The 19,463-nt window shown below is 64.1% G+C and carries 24 protein-coding genes and 1 pseudogene; 10 read left to right on the top strand and 15 right to left on the bottom strand.

Annotated elements, in window-relative coordinates; genetic code table 11:
- Positions 1-194: 194 nt before the first annotated feature.
- Complete coding sequence (locus MTX35_RS15175; protein WP_243595782.1) at positions 195-773, bottom strand: hypothetical protein; 579 nt, start codon at positions 771-773, stop codon at positions 195-197.
- Between the two features lie 142 nt (positions 774-915).
- Here MTX35_RS15175 and MTX35_RS15170 point away from each other — a divergent pair, with 142 nt between their 5' ends.
- Both MTX35_RS15170 and MTX35_RS15165 read left to right on the top strand, forming a co-directional pair.
- Complete coding sequence (locus MTX35_RS15170) at positions 916-1,446, top strand: DUF3558 family protein (RefSeq protein WP_243595781.1); 531 nt, start codon at positions 916-918, stop codon at positions 1,444-1,446.
- 28 nt (positions 1,447-1,474) lie between these two features.
- Positions 1,475-1,861 carry a hypothetical protein gene (locus MTX35_RS15165; protein ID WP_243595780.1) on the top strand — a complete coding sequence of 129 codons (387 nt, stop codon included), beginning with the start codon at positions 1,475-1,477 and terminating at the stop codon, positions 1,859-1,861.
- 109 nt (positions 1,862-1,970) lie between these two features.
- Here the strand turns inward: MTX35_RS15165 and MTX35_RS15160 are convergent.
- Positions 1,971-2,163: pseudogene (locus tag MTX35_RS15160) on the bottom strand (ATP-binding cassette domain-containing protein); the annotation flags it as partial.
- A 423-nt stretch (positions 2,164-2,586) separates the two neighbouring features.
- Between MTX35_RS15160 and MTX35_RS15155 the strand changes: the two are divergent.
- Both MTX35_RS15155 and MTX35_RS15150 read left to right on the top strand, forming a co-directional pair.
- Positions 2,587-3,117 carry a DUF3558 family protein gene (locus MTX35_RS15155; RefSeq protein ID WP_243595779.1) on the top strand — a complete coding sequence of 177 codons (531 nt, stop codon included), beginning with the start codon at positions 2,587-2,589 and terminating at the stop codon, positions 3,115-3,117.
- 28 nt (positions 3,118-3,145) lie between these two features.
- Positions 3,146-3,532 (top strand): hypothetical protein, encoded by a 387-nt coding sequence (locus MTX35_RS15150; protein WP_243595778.1) that lies wholly within the window; start codon positions 3,146-3,148, stop codon positions 3,530-3,532.
- A gap of 242 nt (positions 3,533-3,774) precedes the next feature.
- On the opposite strand, the gene MTX35_RS15145 is transcribed toward MTX35_RS15150, so the two are convergent.
- Positions 3,775-4,332, bottom strand: coding sequence for a helix-turn-helix domain-containing protein (locus MTX35_RS15145; protein WP_243595777.1), 558 nt, complete (start codon positions 4,330-4,332; stop codon positions 3,775-3,777).
- A 66-nt stretch (positions 4,333-4,398) separates the two neighbouring features.
- Here MTX35_RS15145 and MTX35_RS15140 point away from each other — a divergent pair, with 66 nt between their 5' ends.
- From MTX35_RS15140 to MTX35_RS15130, 3 genes are all read left to right on the top strand, one after another.
- Positions 4,399-5,127: an AzlC family ABC transporter permease gene (locus MTX35_RS15140; protein WP_243595776.1), complete on the top strand. Its 729-nt coding sequence runs from the start codon at positions 4,399-4,401 to the stop codon at positions 5,125-5,127.
- Entirely contained in the window at positions 5,124-5,435 is a 312-nt protein-coding gene (locus MTX35_RS15135; protein WP_243595775.1) for an AzlD domain-containing protein, read from the top strand. The genes MTX35_RS15140 and MTX35_RS15135 overlap by 4 nt, the downstream gene beginning before the upstream one ends.
- A 515-nt stretch (positions 5,436-5,950) precedes the next feature.
- A complete protein-coding gene (locus MTX35_RS15130; RefSeq protein WP_243595774.1) occupies positions 5,951-6,970 on the top strand; it encodes a DUF5914 domain-containing protein in 1,020 nt (339 codons plus the stop codon).
- 1 nt (position 6,971) lies between these two features.
- Here the strand turns inward: MTX35_RS15130 and MTX35_RS15125 are convergent, their stop codons facing one another.
- Genes MTX35_RS15125 through MTX35_RS15115 form a run of 3 tightly spaced genes read right to left on the bottom strand, consistent with a single transcriptional unit; the run spans position 6,972 to position 8,270 of the window.
- Positions 6,972-7,439 carry an SRPBCC family protein gene (locus MTX35_RS15125; RefSeq protein WP_243595773.1) on the bottom strand — a complete coding sequence of 156 codons (468 nt, stop codon included), beginning with the start codon at positions 7,437-7,439 and terminating at the stop codon, positions 6,972-6,974.
- Positions 7,436-7,777 carry a helix-turn-helix transcriptional regulator gene (locus MTX35_RS15120; protein WP_243595772.1) on the bottom strand — a complete coding sequence of 114 codons (342 nt, stop codon included), beginning with the start codon at positions 7,775-7,777 and terminating at the stop codon, positions 7,436-7,438. The genes MTX35_RS15125 and MTX35_RS15120 overlap by 4 nt, the downstream gene beginning before the upstream one ends.
- Position 7,778: 1 nt before the next feature.
- Positions 7,779-8,270: an N-acetyltransferase gene (locus MTX35_RS15115; RefSeq protein ID WP_243595924.1), complete on the bottom strand. Its 492-nt coding sequence runs from the start codon at positions 8,268-8,270 to the stop codon at positions 7,779-7,781.
- A 230-nt stretch (positions 8,271-8,500) separates the two neighbouring features.
- Here MTX35_RS15115 and MTX35_RS15110 point away from each other — a divergent pair, with 230 nt between their 5' ends.
- Both MTX35_RS15110 and MTX35_RS15105 read left to right on the top strand, forming a co-directional pair.
- Positions 8,501-8,950: an Hsp20/alpha crystallin family protein gene (locus tag MTX35_RS15110; RefSeq protein ID WP_243595771.1), complete on the top strand. Its 450-nt coding sequence runs from the start codon at positions 8,501-8,503 to the stop codon at positions 8,948-8,950.
- Between the two features lie 39 nt (positions 8,951-8,989).
- Positions 8,990-9,163: a hypothetical protein gene (locus tag MTX35_RS15105; protein ID WP_243595770.1), complete on the top strand. Its 174-nt coding sequence runs from the start codon at positions 8,990-8,992 to the stop codon at positions 9,161-9,163.
- A 51-nt stretch (positions 9,164-9,214) separates the two neighbouring features.
- On the opposite strand, the gene MTX35_RS15100 is transcribed toward MTX35_RS15105, so the two are convergent.
- The 7 genes from MTX35_RS15100 to MTX35_RS15070 are packed head-to-tail and all read right to left on the bottom strand — an operon-like array spanning position 9,215 to position 15,813.
- A complete protein-coding gene (locus MTX35_RS15100; RefSeq protein WP_243595769.1) occupies positions 9,215-9,670 on the bottom strand; it encodes a GNAT family N-acetyltransferase in 456 nt (151 codons plus the stop codon).
- Between the two features lie 8 nt (positions 9,671-9,678).
- The gene (locus tag MTX35_RS15095) at positions 9,679-11,196 is read right to left on the bottom strand and encodes an NAD(P)/FAD-dependent oxidoreductase (RefSeq protein WP_243595768.1); all 1,518 of its coding nucleotides are present in this window, start codon (positions 11,194-11,196) and stop codon (positions 9,679-9,681) included.
- A complete protein-coding gene (locus MTX35_RS15090; RefSeq protein ID WP_243595767.1) occupies positions 11,193-11,930 on the bottom strand; it encodes a class I SAM-dependent methyltransferase in 738 nt (245 codons plus the stop codon). Before MTX35_RS15090 ends, MTX35_RS15095 begins: the two co-directional genes overlap by 4 nt.
- Positions 11,927-12,160: an RNA-binding S4 domain-containing protein gene (locus MTX35_RS15085; protein ID WP_032397061.1), complete on the bottom strand. Its 234-nt coding sequence runs from the start codon at positions 12,158-12,160 to the stop codon at positions 11,927-11,929. Before MTX35_RS15085 ends, MTX35_RS15090 begins: the two co-directional genes overlap by 4 nt.
- A 43-nt stretch (positions 12,161-12,203) precedes the next feature.
- A complete protein-coding gene (locus MTX35_RS15080) occupies positions 12,204-14,390 on the bottom strand; it encodes a cation-translocating P-type ATPase (protein ID WP_243595766.1) in 2,187 nt (728 codons plus the stop codon).
- Positions 14,387-15,274, bottom strand: a complete 888-nt coding sequence (locus tag MTX35_RS15075; protein WP_243595765.1) for a hypothetical protein — start codon at positions 15,272-15,274, stop codon at positions 14,387-14,389. The genes MTX35_RS15080 and MTX35_RS15075 overlap by 4 nt, the downstream gene beginning before the upstream one ends.
- 26 nt (positions 15,275-15,300) lie before the next feature.
- The gene (locus tag MTX35_RS15070; RefSeq protein WP_243595764.1) at positions 15,301-15,813 is read right to left on the bottom strand and encodes a GNAT family N-acetyltransferase; all 513 of its coding nucleotides are present in this window, start codon (positions 15,811-15,813) and stop codon (positions 15,301-15,303) included.
- Positions 15,814-15,917: 104 nt separating this feature from the next.
- On the opposite strand from MTX35_RS15070, the gene MTX35_RS15065 reads away from it, so the two are divergent.
- Positions 15,918-17,621, top strand: a complete 1,704-nt coding sequence (locus tag MTX35_RS15065; RefSeq protein ID WP_374230303.1) for a cutinase family protein — start codon at positions 15,918-15,920, stop codon at positions 17,619-17,621.
- 102 nt (positions 17,622-17,723) lie between these two features.
- Here MTX35_RS15065 and MTX35_RS15060 read toward each other — a convergent pair whose 3' ends face one another.
- Together MTX35_RS15060 and MTX35_RS15055 are read right to left on the bottom strand one after the other, a co-directional pair.
- Positions 17,724-18,155: a hypothetical protein gene (locus MTX35_RS15060; protein WP_243595762.1), complete on the bottom strand. Its 432-nt coding sequence runs from the start codon at positions 18,153-18,155 to the stop codon at positions 17,724-17,726.
- A 68-nt stretch (positions 18,156-18,223) separates the two neighbouring features.
- Entirely contained in the window at positions 18,224-19,450 is a 1,227-nt protein-coding gene (locus tag MTX35_RS15055; RefSeq protein ID WP_243595761.1) for a hypothetical protein, read from the bottom strand.
- Positions 19,451-19,463 lie beyond the last annotated feature (13 nt).

Raw genomic sequence — 19,463 nt, 5'->3', positions numbered from 1 at the left:
CGGGGCGACCGAAATCTTTCGTCCTCGGAGCTGCCAAGCACGCGGAGCGTGCGGACCAGCTTCGGACGCAGTGCTCGATTTTCATGATGTACCCAGGGGTTACCCCTGAGACCGGTCTCGTGGACCAACTCTCGCCCACGCGCCGCTGCATACCTCCACCATGCCAAAGGGAGGTAGATCTGTCAGCGGGACCGTCAGGGAAAAATCGATTCGACTGCGCCCATGACAATCGTCGTCAACGACAGTCCGCCGGTTCCGAATGCCGCAGCCACGACGATGCCGATCAGAGCATCCTCACGGGACGGTGTCGGCGGTTCGATCGTCCTGTTCACCATCGTGAACGGAAGCGACCACAGTACTTCGACACCTCCGCCGTGGACGCGCGTCAACACCCCGAACTCGTTGTCGCCCCGATCCGACGACCCGTCCAGCAGCACGCTGTCTTCGAGGTTCTTCGCGCCCAACGTCAGAGTGCGCCCGCCGTACTGGATACCGACGCGGTAGGACCGTTTGAACAGCCTCGCGCGCCCGGGGGCGAGAAGGATATCTCGGCCATCGATATCGGCCCGCAGGTTCGCGGCGGTGCGCGTCCCGATCGGCACCTTGTCCGAGGTCCGAGGCCCCGTTCGAGAAATCGTGACGGTCACGGGTACCCCCTCGCGATACGAACCGGAAATTTCTTCGTCCCGATACGTCAGTTCGGCTTCCCCGTAGATGCCCGTCTCGACCACTACAACAACGGAGTCCGAGGAGTCATCGTCGCGATCCTGCATCTGCGCCACCCTGTCATAGATCCTGATCGTCTGGAATCGGGCCAGGTTCGGGAACCGACAGGCGTCGCGCTGCGTCCAAGGACGTAGACGTTCGTGAGAAATTGGTGAGGCAATGCTTTGGGCACGACGATGGATGCCGGCGATGGCAGTACTTCTGCTGCTGTCGGGATGCGCGAACACCACCGATGGTGATGCCCGTGCCGACGCGACATCGAGTGCGGCGGCTATTACGACCGCCTCCGCGCCGACGCCATGGGACCCATGCACCATCCCCGACGAGGCCATCGAGCGGGCGGGACTGAACGTGGAGACGAAGGAATCGGGGGTGTTCGGAAGAGATCAGAACGGATTCAAGATCTGTGGATGGGAGGACCGCCCGCCGAACAACAAGTACTACGTGCGCATCTTTGCCGGGCTCGAAGGCATCGACTACATCGATGACCCAGGGTACTTCGACCGGCTTCAGCCTGTTCGGATCGGCTTTCGCGACGCCATCCAGTATCAGCAAATCGCTGCGGACGCGACTCTGCACTGCGGCGTTGCCTTCTCCGCCGGAGCTGAACTGATAATGGCGACGCTCAACACAGATTCGCTGGTCCGCACCCCGCCGTACGACCCGTGTACCGAACTGAACTCGGTGGTCGCAGCACTTGATTCCGAACTTCCCGCCTAAGAATTATCGCCCGAAGGATGCATCAACCATGACCGATGCCCAGCCGAACCTCATCGCACACTGGCAAGACCTGAACGCCCAAGCTGACGCCGGCACCATCACCATTCCAGCTGGCGTCGCCAAACAATGCGACGCAGCGTGCGCGACCTACATCGAACACCTCGAACAGATGAAGCGCGACGCACTTGCATTGAAAACGACAAAATCGTGGGGCGACCTCAAGTCTGCCCAGGATTTGCAAGCCAAGTTCCTCGCGAAAGCCACCGGCACCGATCGCTCTCTCGACATCATTCTTCAGCAGCACATCGATGTCATCGAATCGATGCGGATGCTGTTTCGTCGCTACTTCGACGAGACCATGGCTGCCGACGACCAGACAGCTGCGAACATCACCGCGCTCACTCCGAAGAACTGAGAGACCGCCGCTGTCGCCGGACCCCCGCTATCCCGCCCGCACCTAAGCACCCATCGAGTCACAGCCACGGTGGCCACCAGCGCGAGAGCCGAACACCCCGCGACCACCCATCGGGGTGGGTAATCAGTGCGCGCGCAAGGGCGATCCGTTGCTGCTGACCGCCCGACATCTCAGCAGGACGATGCGCCGCACGATCCCCGAGCCCGACATCGGCCAAGGCTGCCGGCAAATCGCACGCGGAGTTCGACGTTCTGCGCCGCGGTCAGTGAGCCCACCAGATTGAACGCCTGAAACACTCCCCCGCTCGAAGTCCATTGTCACCCCGTCGAGAGCCGTCACCGCACGCGAGCCCTCACCATGCACCTTCCGAACATCGTGGAGCCGAACCGCAACTACATCCTGTCGAATCATGAAGTCATTGAATCTGTTTCATGGACACGGCACAGCGACGCACGCACTACACAATATTCGGGTGCCAGCCATACCAACTGCGGCGTGCGCTGTGTCTACGATGGCCGACCCCTCGATCCACGCCCTGGATCGTCAAGTACACCCCGTCGAGGAGGTGTCGATCCCCACGACCGGCGTGAATCCAGCGCAAGGCACGTAAGCGGGCACCTGACCCGTCCCGGGAACCGTTGCCCGCCGGCGTGCGTCCAAGCACTTAGGTGTTCTCCGAGGAACGGACAAGCAAAATGAGCAGGGCACAACGATGGACGCCGGCGATGGCAGCACTTCTGCTGCTCGCGGGCTGCGCGAACACCACCGACGGTGACGCCCTCGCCACAGCGACATCGAGTGCGGCGGCTAGTACGACCGCCTCCACGCCGACACCCTGGGACCCATGCACCATCCCCGACGAGGCCATCGAGCGAGCAGGATTGAACGTCGACACCAAGGAGTCAGGCATCTTCGGACGGGATCAATACGGATTCAAGATCTGCGGATGGGAAGATCAACCGCCGAACAACAAGTACTACTTCTCGATATTCGTCGGACTCGAAGGCATCGACTACATCGACGATCCCGCTACCTTCGATCGTCTTCAGCCCGTGCGAGTGGGTACCCGCGACTCAACCCAGTATCAACAGGTCGGAGCCGACGCTTCTCTGAACTGCGGCGTTGCTTTCACCCAGGGCGTCCAATTGATCAGGGCAACAATTATCACTGATGCTACGGTCCGCAACCCTCCTTACGATCCGTGTACTGAGCTCAACACAGTGGTCGCCTCCCTGGATTCCGAGCTTCCGCGCTAGTCATTACCGCCCGAAGGGTGCCGAATTCGTGACAGGTCCACAGCCGAACCTCATCGCACACTGGCAAGAACTCAACGCCCAAGCCGACGCCGGCACAATCACTATTCCCGCCGAAGTCGCTGCCAAGTGCGATGCAGCCTGCGTTGCCTACATCGCACATCTCAACGACATGAAACGCAAGGCTATTCGGCTGGGCGAATTCCAAGACTGGGGAGACTTGAAGTCCGCCCAGGACCTGCGCGACAGATTCCTCAAGAAGGCCACCGGCACCGATCGGTCGCTCGACGTGATCCTTCAGCAGCACATCGACGTCATCGAATCGATGCGGATGCTCTTTCGTCGCTACTTCGACGAGACGGAGGCTACCGACAACCAGACGTCTGCGAATATCACCGCACTCACTCCGGGAAACTGAGTTTGCATTCAACGCCTCGCGACGCGCTTTTCACACCCTCCGCACGCAGAAAGGGCTGGTTTCACAGCACCTGAGCGTTCGTGAGCGCTCAGTTCCACGAAAAATAAGGGACGACGTCCGCTGCAAACGCCTCTCGGCGAGTGGTCGCTCGAAGCGACAAATGGGGTGAGGCCCGGGGCTTGCCAAGCGAACGCCGTCGAAAGAGTCCAACGAGGCATCTCCTCCGACTATTCCCACCCACGTCAGCTGTGTTCGGTGATCATCACTGCCATGGTGTTCGGCTCGAGCGCCTCGAAGATGTGCGGCCCATCGCCGGGATAGGCGACGTAGTCACCCGGAGCCAGTTCGACGGCCTCACCCATCGGCCCCACCATCGCCCGACCGGCACTGAGCACAACATGTTCGACAACTCCCGGCGAATGCGGGTCCGAGCGCCTCGGTTCACCGACGTTCGCGCTGATCAGATAGATGTCCCGTCGAGCGTTCGGTGGAGACGACGCCAGCAGCGTCGCCGAGTAGTCCGCCCTGTCCGACGCGAATCTCGGCCCCTCCCCCGCACGGATCAGACGGACAGACTGCTTCGCGGGTTCGACCAGTCTTGAGAACGGAACGTCCAGAGTGACGCTGAGCGCCCAGAGGGTCTCGAGACTCGGGTTTCCGGTACCCGATTCCAGTTGTGACAGAGTCGATTTGGCAATACCTGCTCGACGAGCCACTTCCGCGAGAGACAGGCCGACCCGTCGTCGTTCCTGCTGGAGAGCGGCAGCAATGGCCGCAATCGGTGGTCCGGTGTCCGCCATTCGTTCACTCCATCGGTACGCGCGTTTGATTTGACGAACAGCCTAACATCGTCCACTATAACGACCATGCGTTCGACATGGCGAACCCCAGGCGGTTCGAGAAACTGGCTCACGAGCTTCGGCGGGGTCAACATCCGCGACATAGCGCTCGTTTGTCTGGCCGACGCGCTCGTCGGAGCATCGTTCGGTGCCATCTCGGTGGCCGCTGGCCTGCCCCTGTGGCTGCCGGTCGTGATGTCGCTGGTGGTCTTCGCGGGCTCCTCCCAGTTCATTTTCGTCGGCATTCTGGCGGCAGGCGGCAATCCCGTTGCCGCCGTCGCGAGCGCGTTGCTCGCCAACACCCGACTGGTTCCGCTCGGCTTCTCCATCGGCGAGGTCTTCCAGAACCTGTCGCCGATCAAGCGGCTGCTCGGAACTCACCTCATCACGGACGAGGCGGTGGCCTTCAGTGCGTCCGAAAAGGACGAGGGCAGTCGTCGAACAGCGTTCTGGCTGTGCGGCATCGGTCTGTTCGTCACCTGGAACATCGGCGTCGTGATCGGCACCCTCGGCGGAGGAGCGATCACAGACACTGCCGCACTCGGTCTCGATGCCGCATTCCCGGCGATTCTGCTGGGACTGATCATGCCTGCCCTGCGAGACAAGGCCACCCGCACTGCAGCCCTTCTCGGAGCGGGTGTCGCTCTCGTCGCGTCGATGTTCTTGCCGAGCGGGCTGCCCGTGCTCCTGGCACTGGTCGCTGTCGTCCCGGCCATGCTGTCCTCTGCTCCTGTTGCACCGAAGGAATCCGCATGAACCTCACGATTCCCCTGATCGCGCTGATCATCGGCACCTATGCGCTCCGCATCGCAGGACCGGCACTCCGAACCCGAGTCACCATCTCGCCTCGCATCGACAAGGTGATGACCACTGCCGTCGCCGTCATCTTCGTGGCACTGATCGCCACATCGACCCTCCTCGTGGATCGGGACTTCGCGGGATTCGCACTCCCTGCAGGCGTCGCCGTTGCCGCCGTACTGGCCTGGCGCAAAGCGCCCTTCGTCGTCATCGTGATCGCGGCGGCAGCGACCACTGCCGTCCTCCGCTGGATCGGCGTCGACTGACTCCGCAGCGGTCAGTTGGTCCACTCGATGTGACATTGACCCCCGAAAAGGCCACCAGATGTCACATTGAGTACCAAGGCACGGGAGCAATGACAACCCCGCCGCCGGACCCTTCGCGCACTACCGACACGGCAATCGCCCGATTCGCCGTACTGGCGATCTCGGCTCGCAAATCCATCGACACGCGGCATCCCGGGAGATCGATACCCGAACCTACTCAACTGAGCGTCCACTATTGCTCTGCAACCACCGAATCCCGCTCCTCGAGCCAAATTGTGGACACTGACAGCAGTCGATTCGAGCAGCCCCGAGACCGCCGACGCATGCGCGGACCCACCCGTCCCATGCGGTCACCATCTCCGTACCGTCCCCTCCCTCCCCGCTCACTGACTCCCCAAGTCCACTCGATGTGACATTGACCCCCGAAAAGGCCACCAGATGTCACATTGAGTACCTGGGAACGGGAACAATGGGGAAGGAACACGGGAAATCGACTGTCGACTTTGGGAGCAGCAATGACCGCGCTGGATGCAGTACGACGACGGTGGCCGAAGACGATGCCGTTGCAGCCGTTGCCGTCGGAGTCGTGGGCCAAGCAGGAGCCCACCTGGAAGGGTGCGAATCCGCAGGTCATCGAGTCCGCATTGAAGCGTGCGAAGACTCGGACCTCCGGTAATTGGTTCGTGTTCGCCGCCAGTCGCGACATCAAGGCCGACAAGCCGTTCGGTCGCTATGTCGGCACCACCGAACTCGTGGCCTGGCGTGACTCCGCAGGCAAGGTGCACATCGGCCCCGGCGCATGTCCGCATCTCGGTGCGGCGCTGGATACCGCGAAGATCGAGTGCGACACGTTGGTCTGTCGCTGGCACGGTCTTGCGCTCGGGCCGAAGGGCAAGCCCGGTTGGCGTCCTGTTCCGGCATTCGACGACGGGGTTCTGGTGTGGGTGCGGCTCGACGAGCTCGGCGGTGAGGAGCCGACGCCCGTCCCCGTGGTTCCGATCCGTCCGCCGTCCTCGACTGCCATCGCCGGGGTGGTGACTCTCGTCGGCAAGTGCGAGCCCGACGACATCATCGCCAATCGTCTCGACCCCTGGCACGGCGCGTGGTTTCACCCATATTCGTTCGCACGGCTGAAGGTGGTCAGTGCGCCGACCGAGATCGACGTACCCGAGGAAGACGATCGCTTCCTCGTCGACGTGACCTTCCGCGTCAGCCGGGGCATCGGCGTTCCGGTGCGGGCCGAGTTCGTCTGCCCAGGTCCTCGTACCATCGTGATGCGCATCCTCGACGGTGAAGGAGCGGGAAGCGTCGTCGAAACGCACGCGACGCCACTTGCCCCCGCAGCCGACGGCACCCCGCGCACCGCCGTCATCGAGGCCACGATCGCCAGCTCGGATCGTCCGGGATTCCAGATGGCGCGAAAGGCAGCGGGGCTCCTGCGTCCGGCGATGAACTTCACCGCTGCACGGTTGTGGAAGGACGATCTCGACTACGCCGAGCGACGCTACGAGTTGCGTTCGCAGGGCCGGGCCTGACCTAGCCTTCGACGAACTCGGCGAGTTGTGCGATGACGGTCCCCCAGCCGTCGTGGAAGCCGTACTCCTCGTGCATCTTTCGGTCCTCTTCGTTGCGGTGCATCACGTGGGCGTGGTAGTTGGTTCCGTCGGGGTGGTCGGAGAGGGTGATCACCGCGGTCATGAACAGCTGCGGTGCCGGCCGCCACCCTTCGACGAGCGAGTTGGTGAACACGATGCGCTCACCGTCGTCGACGGCCAGGAAGCAACCGTCGATGTGCGGCGCGAAGTCGCCACCGGATTCGCTGATCAGCGTTCGGAAGGCACCACCGGGCTGAGGATCCCAGGCGTCGACGCGGCACAACGCGGGCGCGGGGATCCACCACTTCTCGAATTTCGACGGGTCCGTCCACGCACTCCAGACTGCAGCGCGTGGCGCCTTGATGACGCGGGAGATGGTCAGGTCCAATGCAGAATCAATGAACGTCATCGCGCTTCACTTTCTTTCGAGGAGCCGGTGACGAACTGTTCGAGGCGATCCGTCCGGGATTCCCAGACGGCCCGTTGGTCTTCCAGCCAGTGTCCGGCCACGTCCAAGTTGGCTCGCTCGATCGAGCACGCACGGACGCGGCCGACCTTGCGCGTACCGATCCAGCCACTGCGTTCGAGCAGACGAATGTGCTTCATGAACGACGGCAACGTCATATCGAACGGTTCGGCGAGCTTCCCCACAGTTGCCGGTCCCGACCCGAGCCGACCCAGAACCGCGCGCCGCGTCGGATCGGCCAAGGCCTGGAAAACGTCGTCGAGAACTTCCGACCCGACCACGCTACGTACCGTCGGCAAGATCCTTGAAGTACCGAGCAACAGGCCATCGCTGAAAACCGTTCGCCTCATAGGCTGCTCGCGCTGGCGCGTGGCCGGGATCATCACCGGTCTCTACCATGATCATCCGCAGTCCGGCTGCCTTCACCCTTTCGAACGATCCATTCATGAGCGCTCGTCCGATGCCGTCTCGTTGCCGGGCTGGATCGACCACGAGGACATACACCTCACCCATGTTGTCGTCGGGGTGCAGTCGGGTGCAGACCCAGCCGATCGGACTGTCACCGTCCAGAGCAACGTCCACGTTCTCGGGTTCGTCGTCGACGACGGCCGCCAGATCGTCGTACTGACGCGCTCTCCACCCCGCCGGATAGAAACAGTCGTACACGAACGGAGGGACGGACTCCTGCACGAGCGGAAACACCGGTTCCCATGCGCGAAGTGACAGCGCAAGCACCTCGGCTCGGTACTGCTCGTCGTACGGCACGATGGTCATCACCAGCGTGAGTGTAAGCGGTGATGGAGCCCGCGACCGATCATTGTCAGCCAGTCGGGCCGCGAGCCCGACCCCTGCTGCGCCGCAGCACTATTGGTGCTGAAAATTTTCTGAGAAAGTAGCAGAACACTCTTGGCACTCACCACAGGAGAGTGCTAATTTTTGTTCTGCACAGTTCAGGAGCGACTCACCACAGGGGTGAGCGCATCTGCGTACAGGAGGTGGTTGCTGTGCTTCGATTCGATCCGTTCCGTGACGTCGATTCACTGGCCTCGGCGATGCTGGGTGTCTCTTCCGGTTCGGACCGCGCGCCACGTTTCATGCCGATGGATCTGTACAAGGTCGATGATCACTACGTACTCAGCGCCGATCTGCCCGGCATCGACCCGGGATCCATCGACGTCGACGTCGATCGCGGCACCTTGACGCTCACCGCGCATCGTTCGGCACCGGAAAGCTCGGGTGTGCAGTGGATTTCCTCGGAGCGCTTCGCCGGAACCTATCGTCGCCAGGTCTCACTCGGTGACGGTGTCGACACCGAACGCATCGCTGCGTCCTACGACAACGGCGTTCTGTCGGTGACGATTCCACTCGCCGAGCGTGCGAAACCTCGAAAGATCGACATCACTCGCGCCGAGTCGCCCAGCGAGCAGAAGTCCATCGAACACGAGCCGGCCTGAACCGAACCGACCACGACACGGCAATGGGGGTGATGCACTATGCAATCCGAGGCAGTGGTGTGGACGGAATCGACCGACCGTGAGCAGTGGTGGCGCACGGTGGTAGGTGTCGAGACGGGCTTGCGCGAGTGCTCGACGGCGGATCTGCTCGATCAATGTCGAGTAGAACCTCTCGACGACGATCTCTATCCGCATTCACAGCAGGCAGCCTGACGAGAAGGGCCGGCACCGAACACTCGGTGCCGGCCCTTCTCATCGGAACATCTACAGGGACAACGAAAAGAACGCACTCGATGGATCCACCACGTAGTCCGCGAACGGCGGGCACTCGGCGAATCCATGCCGCGCATACAACCTGCGGGCGGCGGCGAAATAGTCCTGAGTTCCCGTCTCCAGGCTCACCCGCCCGTACCCGCGTCGGCGCGCGTCGTCGAGAACATGAACGAGCAGACTCGACGCCACACCGCGGCCCCGCGCCGCCCCCGTAGTCCGCATCGACTTCAGCTCACCGTGATCGGGTGAAAGCTCCTTCAAAGCAACGATTCCCAGCAGTACGTCCGCCTCCCAAGCAGTCCACACAATGACGTCCGATCCGCGCAGACCCGACAGATCGAGGGCGTGCACACTCTCGGCAGGCGAGGTGGCGTGCATGTCCGCGAGATGCTCGGTGAGCAGCGCATGCACGTGCGGACGCGACAGATCGTCGATCTCGATCCGCATGCCGGAACTCACCTGTTCATGAGCCTCTCGATGGCGTCGAACATCTTGAATCGTCCACTCGTGGGCACTGTTTCGATGTCGTGACCGGTGATACCCCAACTCGCCAGAAGCGTGTTGGCAGCGTGCAGACCGGTGGTGGCCGCACGTTCCATCAGTGCCACCGGCAGGTCGATGCGGATGCCGTCACCCGCGAGTACCAGTGCGGGTTCGGGGGTGCGGACGGTCGGGCGTTCGGCGAACGCGCCGAGGCCGAACATGGGGCAGTCGTCGCGCCACTCGGATCGCTCTGCGACGACCTCTGCAGCAGCGGTTTCCGGATAGATCTCGTGCATCCGATCCATCAGCTGCTGCCGGGTGACCTCCTCGGATTCCTCGGCGGCGTAGGCGTGCAGTTCGACGACGGAGCCGCCGGTGCGGGCAGCCCACTGCGCCGCCTCGTTCTCGAATCGTTCGAGCACACTGATGTTGTCGATCGGGGGCATACCACCGGTGCCGATGAAGGCGGGACGATCAGCGTTGACGGCCTTGCTCAACCAGACTCGGTGCACCAGGAACGGCGGCGTGTTCTGCAGGGCCGCAATCTGTTCGCGCCACTCCGGCGTCCCGAGCTCCGTGGACTGCTCGAGCACTCGCTGCAGTCCGGCGATGTCGGTGGCGAGTACCACCGCGTCGGCGTCGATGATGCCGCCTGCGTCGACGCGAAACTTGCGCAAACCGCCGCGGGTGATCTCGCCGCACGGTGTGGAGGTTCTGATGTCGACGCCCAGACCGGTGAGGTAGTCCCCCAACGGGTTCCACAGCGCCTGCGGGTACGGGTCACGGGGAACGTCGAAGATCAACCCCTCGGAGGAGCCGAGGAAGTAGATGTGGAACATCATCGCCAGCTCGGCGGCGGACATCTTCTCGGGGTCGGCGAAGAAGCTTCGGGAGAACACTCCGAACGCCAGGTGCCGTGCTGCCTCGGGGAAGTTGATGTTGCGCAGAAATTCTGCGGCAGGAGTGGTGTCCAGCTCGTCGAAGGTCTTGGGCACACTCACCGTCATCAGCGGCAGCGCGGCAATGCCGTTGAGGTCGGTGAGATCCTTCCACCGGAACGTCGGACTGCGCTTGACGAACGCGAAGGCGTTGAGCGGCGGCGTCTCCGGCAGCCCCTTGAATCCGTCGATTCGGCCGTCGCCATCGATCAGCGGGTAGTCGTCGACCGGACGCAACCGGGCCAGCCCCGGATCGGTGCGCCGCAGCAGGTTTCTGAGGTTGTAGTACTGCCGGAAGAACGCATGGAAGCCGCGGCTCATCGTCGCGGGCGAGCCGTCGTCGAGCGTCGTATCCCACCCGCCGACGCGACCACCGAGGTAGCTCTCGCGCTCGACCACGTGCACTTTCACCCCGCGCTCGGCCAGTGCGGTCGCAGCACTCAAACCTGCGATACCACCACCGACCACCACCACGTGCGGTATGTCCGCCAATTGACCGGCACTGGAATAGCCCTGCGCGGCAGCATGGGTGACCTTTTTCGAATCGGTCAACGCTCTTCCTCCGCGGGACGAGAACCGAGGAACGTGTGCACCACATCGTTCTGCCAACCGGTCATGGTTTCTCTGGCGACACCGGTGTAGCCGGCACGCTGCATCCGCCGCATGAAGGCCGATGCGCCGTCGAAGGTCACCACGCTGCGCCACAGATGCCGGTACAGGGTCGCATCACGCGTCGCCAGCCAGCCGAGCGGAATGATGATGCCCCAGCTCACCACGTTCCAGGAGATCCTGGCCCGCAGCGAATCATGCACGGAGTACTCGTGGAATGCGATGGTCGAGCCCGGACGCAGCAGCGACAGAAGCGATTTCAGCTCCGTGTCCGGATCGTCGACGTTCCTGATGAGGTACGCAGCGAGAATGGCGTCGAACGGGCCGTCGACCCCGTTCATCGCCAGATCCTCGACGCGTGAGTGCACGAACGTCACGTTCGACGGCCACTCCTTGCTCCGCGCGACGTCGAGCATCTCGGCCGACGCGTCGGCGGCGACGATCTCCGCATGCGGCGCGGCTTCGAGCAGCGCTGCGGTGGATGCGCCGGTGCCACAACCGATGTCGAGCAGACGGAGGCCTGCCCCCAGGTTCGGGATCCGCAGCCGCTTGGCCGACTTGAGCAGGTGTTCGTGGTAACCGGGGTTCGCTCCGACGAGTCGGTCGTACGCCTTCGCTCCAACGTCGAATGCCCCGGGAACTTCGTTGCGCGGCAGTCCGCTCTTACCGACCTTCACAGTGCCTCTTCCTTGCTCACGCGGGCAGAGGGCCCACCCTGGACCGATACGACATCACCGTGCTGCAACTGCCGTCCGCGCCGCACGTCCACATCCCCGTTGACGCTGACCAAACCGTCGGCGATCACACCCTTCGCCTCGGCACCGGATTCGATGAGGTTGGCGAGCTTGAGGAACTGACCCAGTCTGATCGATTCGTCGCGGATGGGGACATCGTGTGCGTCGGACATGGCTCCATCCTGTACTAGCAAGCCGTTCGCTGCTACCAACCGGTCACATCGAGGAGCGGAAGCGGCGCAACCGCAGGCTGTTGCTCACCACGAACACCGAGGACAGCGCCATCGCAGCGCCCGCGAGCATCGGGTTGAGCAGGCCCGCCGCGGCCAGCGGGATCGCCGCGACGTTGTAGGCGAAGGCCCAGAACAGGTTGCCCTTGATGGTGCTCAGCGTGCGCCGGGAGAGCCTGATGGCGTCGCCGACGGCCCGGAGATCACCACGCACCAACGTCAGGTCGCTGGCCTCGATCGCCACATCGGTACCGGTACCCATCGCGAGACCCAGGTCGGCCGTGGCCAGCGCGGCCGCGTCGTTGATGCCGTCGCCCACCATCGCCACGACCTTGCCCGACGCCTGCAGGTCGGTGACGGCATCGACCTTGCCCGTCGGCAGGACACCGGCGATGACCTGGTCGATTCCCACCTCGGCGGCGATCGTGCGCGCGGCGGCCTCGTTGTCGCCGGTCAGCATGACAGGAGTCAGGCCGAGTGCGCGGAGTTCCGCGACGGCCTGCTTCGAGGTCGGCTTCACCGCATCCGAGACCACCAGCACGCCGCGGGCCCTTCCGTCCCAGCCGAGGGCGACGGCGGTGCGGCCCTCGTTTTCGGCCGTCTCGAAGGCGTCGGCCAATTCCGCCGGTAGAGGCATCGACCAGTCGGCCAACAACGAGCGGCGCCCGATGACCGCGGCCCGGCCATCGACGACGCCCTGCACCCCGAGGCCGTCGAGGTTCGTGAATTCCTCGACGGTCATGGCCTGGGTCGAATCCGCGATGGCGCGGGCGATGGGGTGCTCCGAACCCGATTCCAACGCCGCTGCCACGGCACGGACCACGTTCTCGTCCTCGCCGTCGGCCACATGCACCGACTGCAGTGTCATCTCACCGGTGGTGACGGTTCCTGTCTTGTCGAGCACGACAGTATCGATGCGTCGCGTGGATTCGAGAATTTCCGGACCCTTGATCAGGATGCCGAGTTGCGCCGCCCGACCGGTGCCGACCATCAGTGCCGTGGGTGTGGCCAGTCCGAGCGCGCACGGGCACGCGATGATGAGCACTGCAACCGCAGCGGTGAACGCACCGGCTGCGGAACTGCCTGCGCCGAGCCAGAATCCGAGCGTCGCGACAGAGATCGCGATGACGATCGGTACGAAGATCCCGGAGATGCGATCGGCCAATCGCTGCGCCTGCGCCTTGCCGGTCTGCGCGTCCTCGACGGCCTTCGCCATCTGGGCGAGTTGAGTATCGGAACCGATTCGCTGCGCCCGCACGGTGATTCGGCCACCCACGTTCAGCGTCGCGCCGACCACGGTGTCGCCGACGCCGACTTCCACGGGCACGGATTCGCCCGTCAGCATCGATCGGTCGACGGCCGAGGATCCGCTCTCGACGGTGCCGTCGGTGGCTACCTTCTCGCCCGGACGAACGACGAACAGGTCGCCGACGGCCAACTGCTCGATCGGAATCTGTTGTTCCCTATCGTCTTTCAGTACGGCAACCGTCTTTGCACCGAGGTCCATGAGGGCACGCAGCGCCGCCCCGGCCTGACGCTTGGACCGGCTCTCGAACCATCGCCCGGCCAGGATGAAGGTGGTCACACCCGCCGCGGCCTCGAGGTAGATGTTGCTCGCCCCATCCGTCCGCGCGATCGTGAACTCGAACGGATGCGTCATGCCTGGTGTGCCTGCGGTGCCGAAGAACAGTGCGTAGAGCGACCACCCCAACGCCGCGAGGGTGCCCATGCTGACGAGGGTGTCCATGGTCGAGGTGCCGTGCCGAAGGTTGGTCCATGCCGCGCGGTGAAACGGCAGTGCGCCCCACACGACCACGGGCGCGGCGAGAGTCAACGACAACCACTGCCAGTTGGTGAACTGCAACGCCGGAATCATCGCCATCGCGATCACCGGCACGCTGAGCACCGCCGAGACGATCAGGCGCTGCTTCAGCGGATCGGTGGGGAGTTCGTCGGCTGGTTCGGCCGCGGGAAGAGTGGCGGTGTAGCCGGCGGCTTCGACGGCCGCGATCAGCTCGTCGGTGGCCACGCCGTCACTGGTGACGCGCGCCTTCTCGGTGGCGTAGTTGACCGTCGCCGATACTCCGTCGAGCTTGTTGAGCTTGCGTTCGATGCGGTTGGCGCACGACGCACAGGTCATGCCACCCAGAATCAGTTCGGTTTCCGTACTCATCCCTGATTCCCTTCTACTTCGATGACGAATTCGGCGGTGTGCACGACTCCCCGGTGCTGGAAGTCCAGATAGAGCGCATATGTTCCCGCGGTCGGTGCGTCGACGGCGAAGTCGACCGTCGGCCCCGGCGGCCCGTCCTCCGGATGTACGTGCAGGTAGGCGAGGTCGTCGGCGCGCAGGGCCACCAGGTGTCCGTACGCGCCGAGGTACGGCTCCAGGTCGGTGACCTCACGGCCGTTCTGATCGATGGTCAATGCAATCGTGGATTCCTCCCCCGCGACCACCGCGCCGGCGAGCGTCACGTCGTAACCGTCGACACTCGATGTCACATTCGGTGTACTCGGGGGCTCCGGCCGATAGTCACCGGGAACGGTCAGCTCCGTTCCCAGGGTGATGTTCTCCCCGCCGGCCGGAGTGAAGTCGGCGAACAGCCGGTACGGCCCGGGTCGGGTGAGATCGAGAGCCGTCGACCATGTTCCCGACGCGTCACGCGTCGGATGTACGTGCTGGAAGTCCGTCAGATCGCGCCGCACGGCGACGAGGTGCAGTTCCTTGGTGTGCACGACGTCGTAGTCGGTCAGAGCAGCCGCGTCCGGTCCGCTGATCGTGAAGGCGAGCGGTACGTCGGGGCCGGACTCGACCACGACCCGATCGAGCGACAGTGTGTAGCCGTCCTGGGTCGCCTGCAGCCCGGCAGGCACTGCGGCCGAGGGAGTGGTCTCGTCGTGCGCGCCGTGGTCGGGGTGCGGCGTTGCTGCCGTCGCCTGCACGTCGGGTCCGATCTTGTCGCCGACGAACAGGGCCGCCAAGAACAGGAACGCAATCCCGACGACAAAGCCGACGAGCCTGGTGGGTGCGTCGAGTTCCTGCCGTCCTGAGTTCACATCGCTACCCTACCCCCCCAGGGTATCTAAACGGTAGGTTCGAGGTGCATCTTGTAGCCGACATGGGAATCGACGAAGCCCAGGCTTCTGTAGAAGCGATGGGCGTCCGTTCGGCTGGCGTCGGAGGTCAACTGCACCAGAGCGCACCCACGCCGCTCGGCCTCAGCGATCGCCCACCTGATCAGCGCACCGCCGAGTCCCCGGCCGCGCCACCGCGCGTCCACCCGAACGGCTTCGATCTGCGCTCGCAGCGCTCCCCCTCGCGCAAGCCCGGGAATGGCGGTCAACTGCAGCGTTGCCACCACCGCATCACCGTGCACCACGACCACCTGCAGGTTCCGTGGGTCCGAAGCAATGTCCTCGAATGCACTCCGATACCTGCTCATGTCTTCGGCGGACTCACGCGTCGCACCCAGCGGGTCGTCGACCAGCAATGCCACGATCGATTCGAGGTCCGACGCCACCGCCTCACGCAGAACACAGTGGGTGCCGTCGGGCAGGTCGAATTCCGTCGATGTCATTCGAGGGTGAAAAGCCATGCGTACGACGGTAAATGATGCGCTTTGTAACGCAAACGACCCGACCGACGAAATCCCGGGTAACCCACTGGCAACTGCAGTCGGGATCGGTTCGGGCGGACGTGATGGGGATCGAAAACATGAATGTTGGCAAGTCGAAGCGTGTGCGCGTTGCGCTGAGCGCGTTCGCGATCGGAGCACTCGGTGCCGGAGTAGTAGTGGCCGCACCGTGGTCGGCTCCGTCCGCGACCACCGAAGCATCCATCGAACTGGTGTCGACGGCAACGTGCTACGACATGGTCAGCATCGCCATCGGCGGACGCAGCGACACACCCCGCGAGGGCGTCAAGTGGCTCACGACTCCCGATGGCACGCGACTTCCCGCAGCAATGTCGGGCGACTACACCAGTGACTGGATCGACCAGGCGGTGCGTGCGCCGATCGGGAAGGTCGATGCCGATTCGTACGCCGCCGTCTACGTGGAATACCCCGCCGACATGGCGAGCTACGAGAACGCCGTGCAGACCGGCGTCACCAACTCGCAGACCATCATGAAGTCCATCTCGGCGTCCTGCCCGCAGACACGTTTCGCCATCGTGGGCTACAGCGAGGGCGCGGACGTCGCCCGTCGCACCGCAATGGAGATCGGAAACCAGACCGTTCCTCAGGACGGCAAGTACGGCATCATCGACCCCTCGCAGGTCGTCGGAGTCGTCATTCTCGCCGATGCAGGTCGCGTCGCTGGCGAGGGTCCGTTCCCCGGTGCCGACAACCCGTTCAGCAACCCGGACGGCTTCGACACCAAATACCAGAACGGCAACAGCGCAATTCCCGGCCAGGGTGCACTGCCCGGCACTTCCGGCGGATTCGGCGCGCTCGACGGCCGAGTGGCGTCCTTCTGCTCCGACGGCGACCTCACCTGCGCACTGCCGGAGAACACGTCACTGATTCACCTGGCCGCCAACGTCGGTCGTCAGGTCAATGCCGACGCACTGCAGAACGAGCAGCTCACCCCCGCCACCGGTGCAGATCTGGCACTGGCACTGGGACGCATCGCAGTCAACGCCTTCAACGACATCGCCTCGCAGCCCAACTGGATGCAGAGCGACGAGACGTTCCTCGACGTGTTGATCAAGGTGTCCGAGCCCAACTACAAGCCCGGCGCAGTCACCACCCCCGTCTCGGCCACGGTCGACGGCGAGCAGGAGCCGATCGAAACCGGTCAGATGGTGGACCTCGTGTACTTGCCGCAGAAGATCTTCCGCGAGATCACTGGCTTCATCTCCTCCAACCAGAACACCGTTCCGGTGATCATGAACGACCCGTACGGCCTCACCCTTGCACCCGGATCGGGACACCACTTCGATTACTGGCGTGACGCCGATGCTGCCAACGGCAAGCCGCTGACCTCGGTGCAGTACGCCGCGGCGTGGTTGACCCAGCTGGCCGAGCAGGCCAACAGGGGCGAGCCGGTGAAGACCAAAGAGGTGCAGGAGAAGGCCGGACGTGCAGCGGTCGAGACGATCGTGGCCCCGAAGACCACCTCGGCCACGGCAACCCCGAAGGCCACGACGACCGCGCCGGCAACCTCGACGCCCGTCGTGACCACCACGGTTCCGGTTGTGCCTGCACCCGCGGCAGAAGCACCGGCACCGTCACCGGCACCGGCATCCGAGCCGGTCGCAACCCCCGAGTGCACCGTCCCCGTCGAGGGTGAGACCCCCGTCGAGGGCGCACCGCCGCTCTGTGTCACCGCGACCGAGTCGGCTGCCGAAACAGCAACCGAGACCGCGGTTCCGACGACCACCGAGGTTGCACCCACGCCGTAGTCCATTGCTCGCAGATCGCTCACGAGCCCGTCCACCGCAATCATCGGGTGGGCGGGCTCGTGTGTTTTCACGTCGAGAGTGGCGCAGTCGAATTGACTGGAATCAGGCCGTGCCGCGTAGCTTCCCTCGGACCACGATGCCCACGATCAGCAGCGCCACCGCCACGAACACCACCATCGACGGACCGCCACGGTCGAGACCGGTCAACGTCGGAAGCGGCGCGAGCAGTGCGAGCGCCAGCGGCGGCAGAGTCAGTGCGCCGACGCCGCCGCCGTACCAGAACCCCTTGATTCGTTCCCAGTCGGAACGGCTCTGGATCCGATCTTCCACATGCACCATGACTGTCGCCAGCGGTATCGCCACGAACAGCCACAATAACGGGGACAGCGGCAGTCCTACTCGGCCCAGCAACGCGTCGGTGATGAGTGTCGCGCCGAAATACGAAGGCAAGAACACCGCAACGGCGAGGAAGAACCCCAGTGTCACGTCGGAGGCGTCGTCGGGCAGATCTGTGTTCCCGCTGTGATCGGACATCACCTGCAGGCTACGGCCACGGTGCCCAGACCGGTCGGGCGTTTCGGGAGTCGTGTTCGACCGTTCGCTCAGCTATCGCCGCTCTCGACGGCGGGCCGACGCATCAGCACCGCGCAGGCAACCGTCACCACTGCAACGACCGCCAGCCCGGCGACCGACAACACCAGGTGGTCGGGCTCGATCGTGCGCGTGGCGACTGCGCGGTCGTAGGTAGAGGCGATCTGCGAGCTTGCGGCGTACACCGTCACCGGCAGGGTCATGGTGAACAGCGCAGGCAACGCGACGGCCAATGAACCCGGCGCAGCAGACAGCACGGACACCAGTGCGTACGCGACGACGAACGGCAGGGCGAACTGCGACACCGACGGCAGATCGAGGTAGCCCTCGACCAGGGATGCGCCTGCAACGACGAACAGCCCGCCCAGTCCGACGTAAATCTGCGGCCACCGGTAGCCGATCCCCGCTCCGACGACCAGCAACGCGGCACTTGAGGCCAATTGCAGCGAATCCTCGACGGCGAATCCCATCGAACCGACCGTCGCCGACGCGAACAGCACCAACAGCACGCGCCCGTCCCGACCCGGAAACACGAACGACGCCAACAGCGCAATGGCCGTCATACCGGCGAGTGCACCGAGCCACACGGCTTCCCCACTGTCGTGACCGTCGGCGAACCAGTTCAGAACACCGGCAACCACAGGCAACGGAAGACCGACCAGCAGAATTCTTCGGGTCTCGTGCGACTGCAAAGCCACGTCGCGGTGTGCCACGTACAGCGAGATCGCCGCACCCAGAGCCGCAAGCACCATGATGATCGCCCGCTCCGGAACCACCGCGTCCTCGGCACCGACGACATCCCACACGAACACGGGGCCGTCGTCGGCTTGCAGCAAGGCATCCAGCGCTCTACCGAGAAGACCGGCTCCGACAGCGGCGACCGCCAGCGATGCCTGTGCTCCGCGATGTCGCCCCGCCAGCACGGCGGACGCGCCGAGCAGGGCGCCTGCTCCCACAGCGCCGGCCCAGTCGCCGACCAATCCGGTCACCATGCCGACTGTCCGGAACACGACGACGAATACAGCTCCTATCGCCAACACGAGCACACCCCGTGCATTCCAACGCGCCAGCGCGACGCTGGTCAGGCACGCGGTCAGCGCGAGGACGGTGAGCCCGTTGACGATCGTTGCCGGTGAACCGAATTCGGCCGTGCTGCTCAGCAGGGAGTAGGACGGTCGGATATCACTGATCGCATAGCCGACGACGAAGCCGGCGAGGATCATCGACAGTACTTTCATACTGCCGATCATG

It is taken from the genome of Rhodococcus sp. ARC_M12, from assembly GCF_022810385.1.
GTDB lineage: Bacteria > Actinomycetota > Actinomycetes > Mycobacteriales > Mycobacteriaceae > Rhodococcoides > Rhodococcoides navarretei.
This window is presented reverse-complemented; position numbering and strand designations above follow the sequence as displayed.

Bases quoted from the DNA above. Each gene is read 5' to 3' on its own strand.
- MTX35_RS15145 (WP_243595777.1), bottom strand. From the start codon at position 4,332: ATGGCGGACACCGGACCACCGATTGCGGCCATTGCTGCCGCTCTCCAG.
- MTX35_RS15115 (WP_243595924.1), bottom strand. From the start codon at position 8,270: ATGACCATCGTGCCGTACGACGAGCAGTACCGAGCCGAGGTGCTTGCG.
- MTX35_RS15170 (WP_243595781.1), top strand. From the start codon at position 916: ATGGCAGTACTTCTGCTGCTGTCGGGATGCGCGAACACCACCGATGGT.
- MTX35_RS15080 (WP_243595766.1), bottom strand. From the start codon at position 14,390: ATGAGTACGGAAACCGAACTGATTCTGGGTGGCATGACCTGTGCGTCG.
- MTX35_RS15085 (WP_032397061.1), bottom strand. From the start codon at position 12,160: ATGTCCGACGCACACGATGTCCCCATCCGCGACGAATCGATCAGACTG.
- MTX35_RS15055 (WP_243595761.1), bottom strand. From the start codon at position 19,450: ATGAAAGTACTGTCGATGATCCTCGCCGGCTTCGTCGTCGGCTATGCG.
- MTX35_RS15130 (WP_243595774.1), top strand. From the start codon at position 5,951: ATGACCGCGCTGGATGCAGTACGACGACGGTGGCCGAAGACGATGCCG.
- MTX35_RS15100 (WP_243595769.1), bottom strand. From the start codon at position 9,670: ATGCGGATCGAGATCGACGATCTGTCGCGTCCGCACGTGCATGCGCTG.
- MTX35_RS15165 (WP_243595780.1), top strand. From the start codon at position 1,475: ATGACCGATGCCCAGCCGAACCTCATCGCACACTGGCAAGACCTGAAC.
- MTX35_RS15175 (WP_243595782.1), bottom strand. From the start codon at position 773: ATGCAGGATCGCGACGATGACTCCTCGGACTCCGTTGTTGTAGTGGTC.
- MTX35_RS15105 (WP_243595770.1), top strand. From the start codon at position 8,990: ATGCAATCCGAGGCAGTGGTGTGGACGGAATCGACCGACCGTGAGCAG.
- MTX35_RS15125 (WP_243595773.1), bottom strand. From the start codon at position 7,439: ATGACGTTCATTGATTCTGCATTGGACCTGACCATCTCCCGCGTCATC.
- MTX35_RS15155 (WP_243595779.1), top strand. From the start codon at position 2,587: ATGGCAGCACTTCTGCTGCTCGCGGGCTGCGCGAACACCACCGACGGT.
- MTX35_RS15135 (WP_243595775.1), top strand. From the start codon at position 5,124: ATGAACCTCACGATTCCCCTGATCGCGCTGATCATCGGCACCTATGCG.
- MTX35_RS15070 (WP_243595764.1), bottom strand. From the start codon at position 15,813: ATGGCTTTTCACCCTCGAATGACATCGACGGAATTCGACCTGCCCGAC.
- MTX35_RS15060 (WP_243595762.1), bottom strand. From the start codon at position 18,155: ATGTCCGATCACAGCGGGAACACAGATCTGCCCGACGACGCCTCCGAC.
- MTX35_RS15140 (WP_243595776.1), top strand. From the start codon at position 4,399: ATGCGTTCGACATGGCGAACCCCAGGCGGTTCGAGAAACTGGCTCACG.
- MTX35_RS15065 (WP_374230303.1), top strand. From the start codon at position 15,918: ATGGGGATCGAAAACATGAATGTTGGCAAGTCGAAGCGTGTGCGCGTT.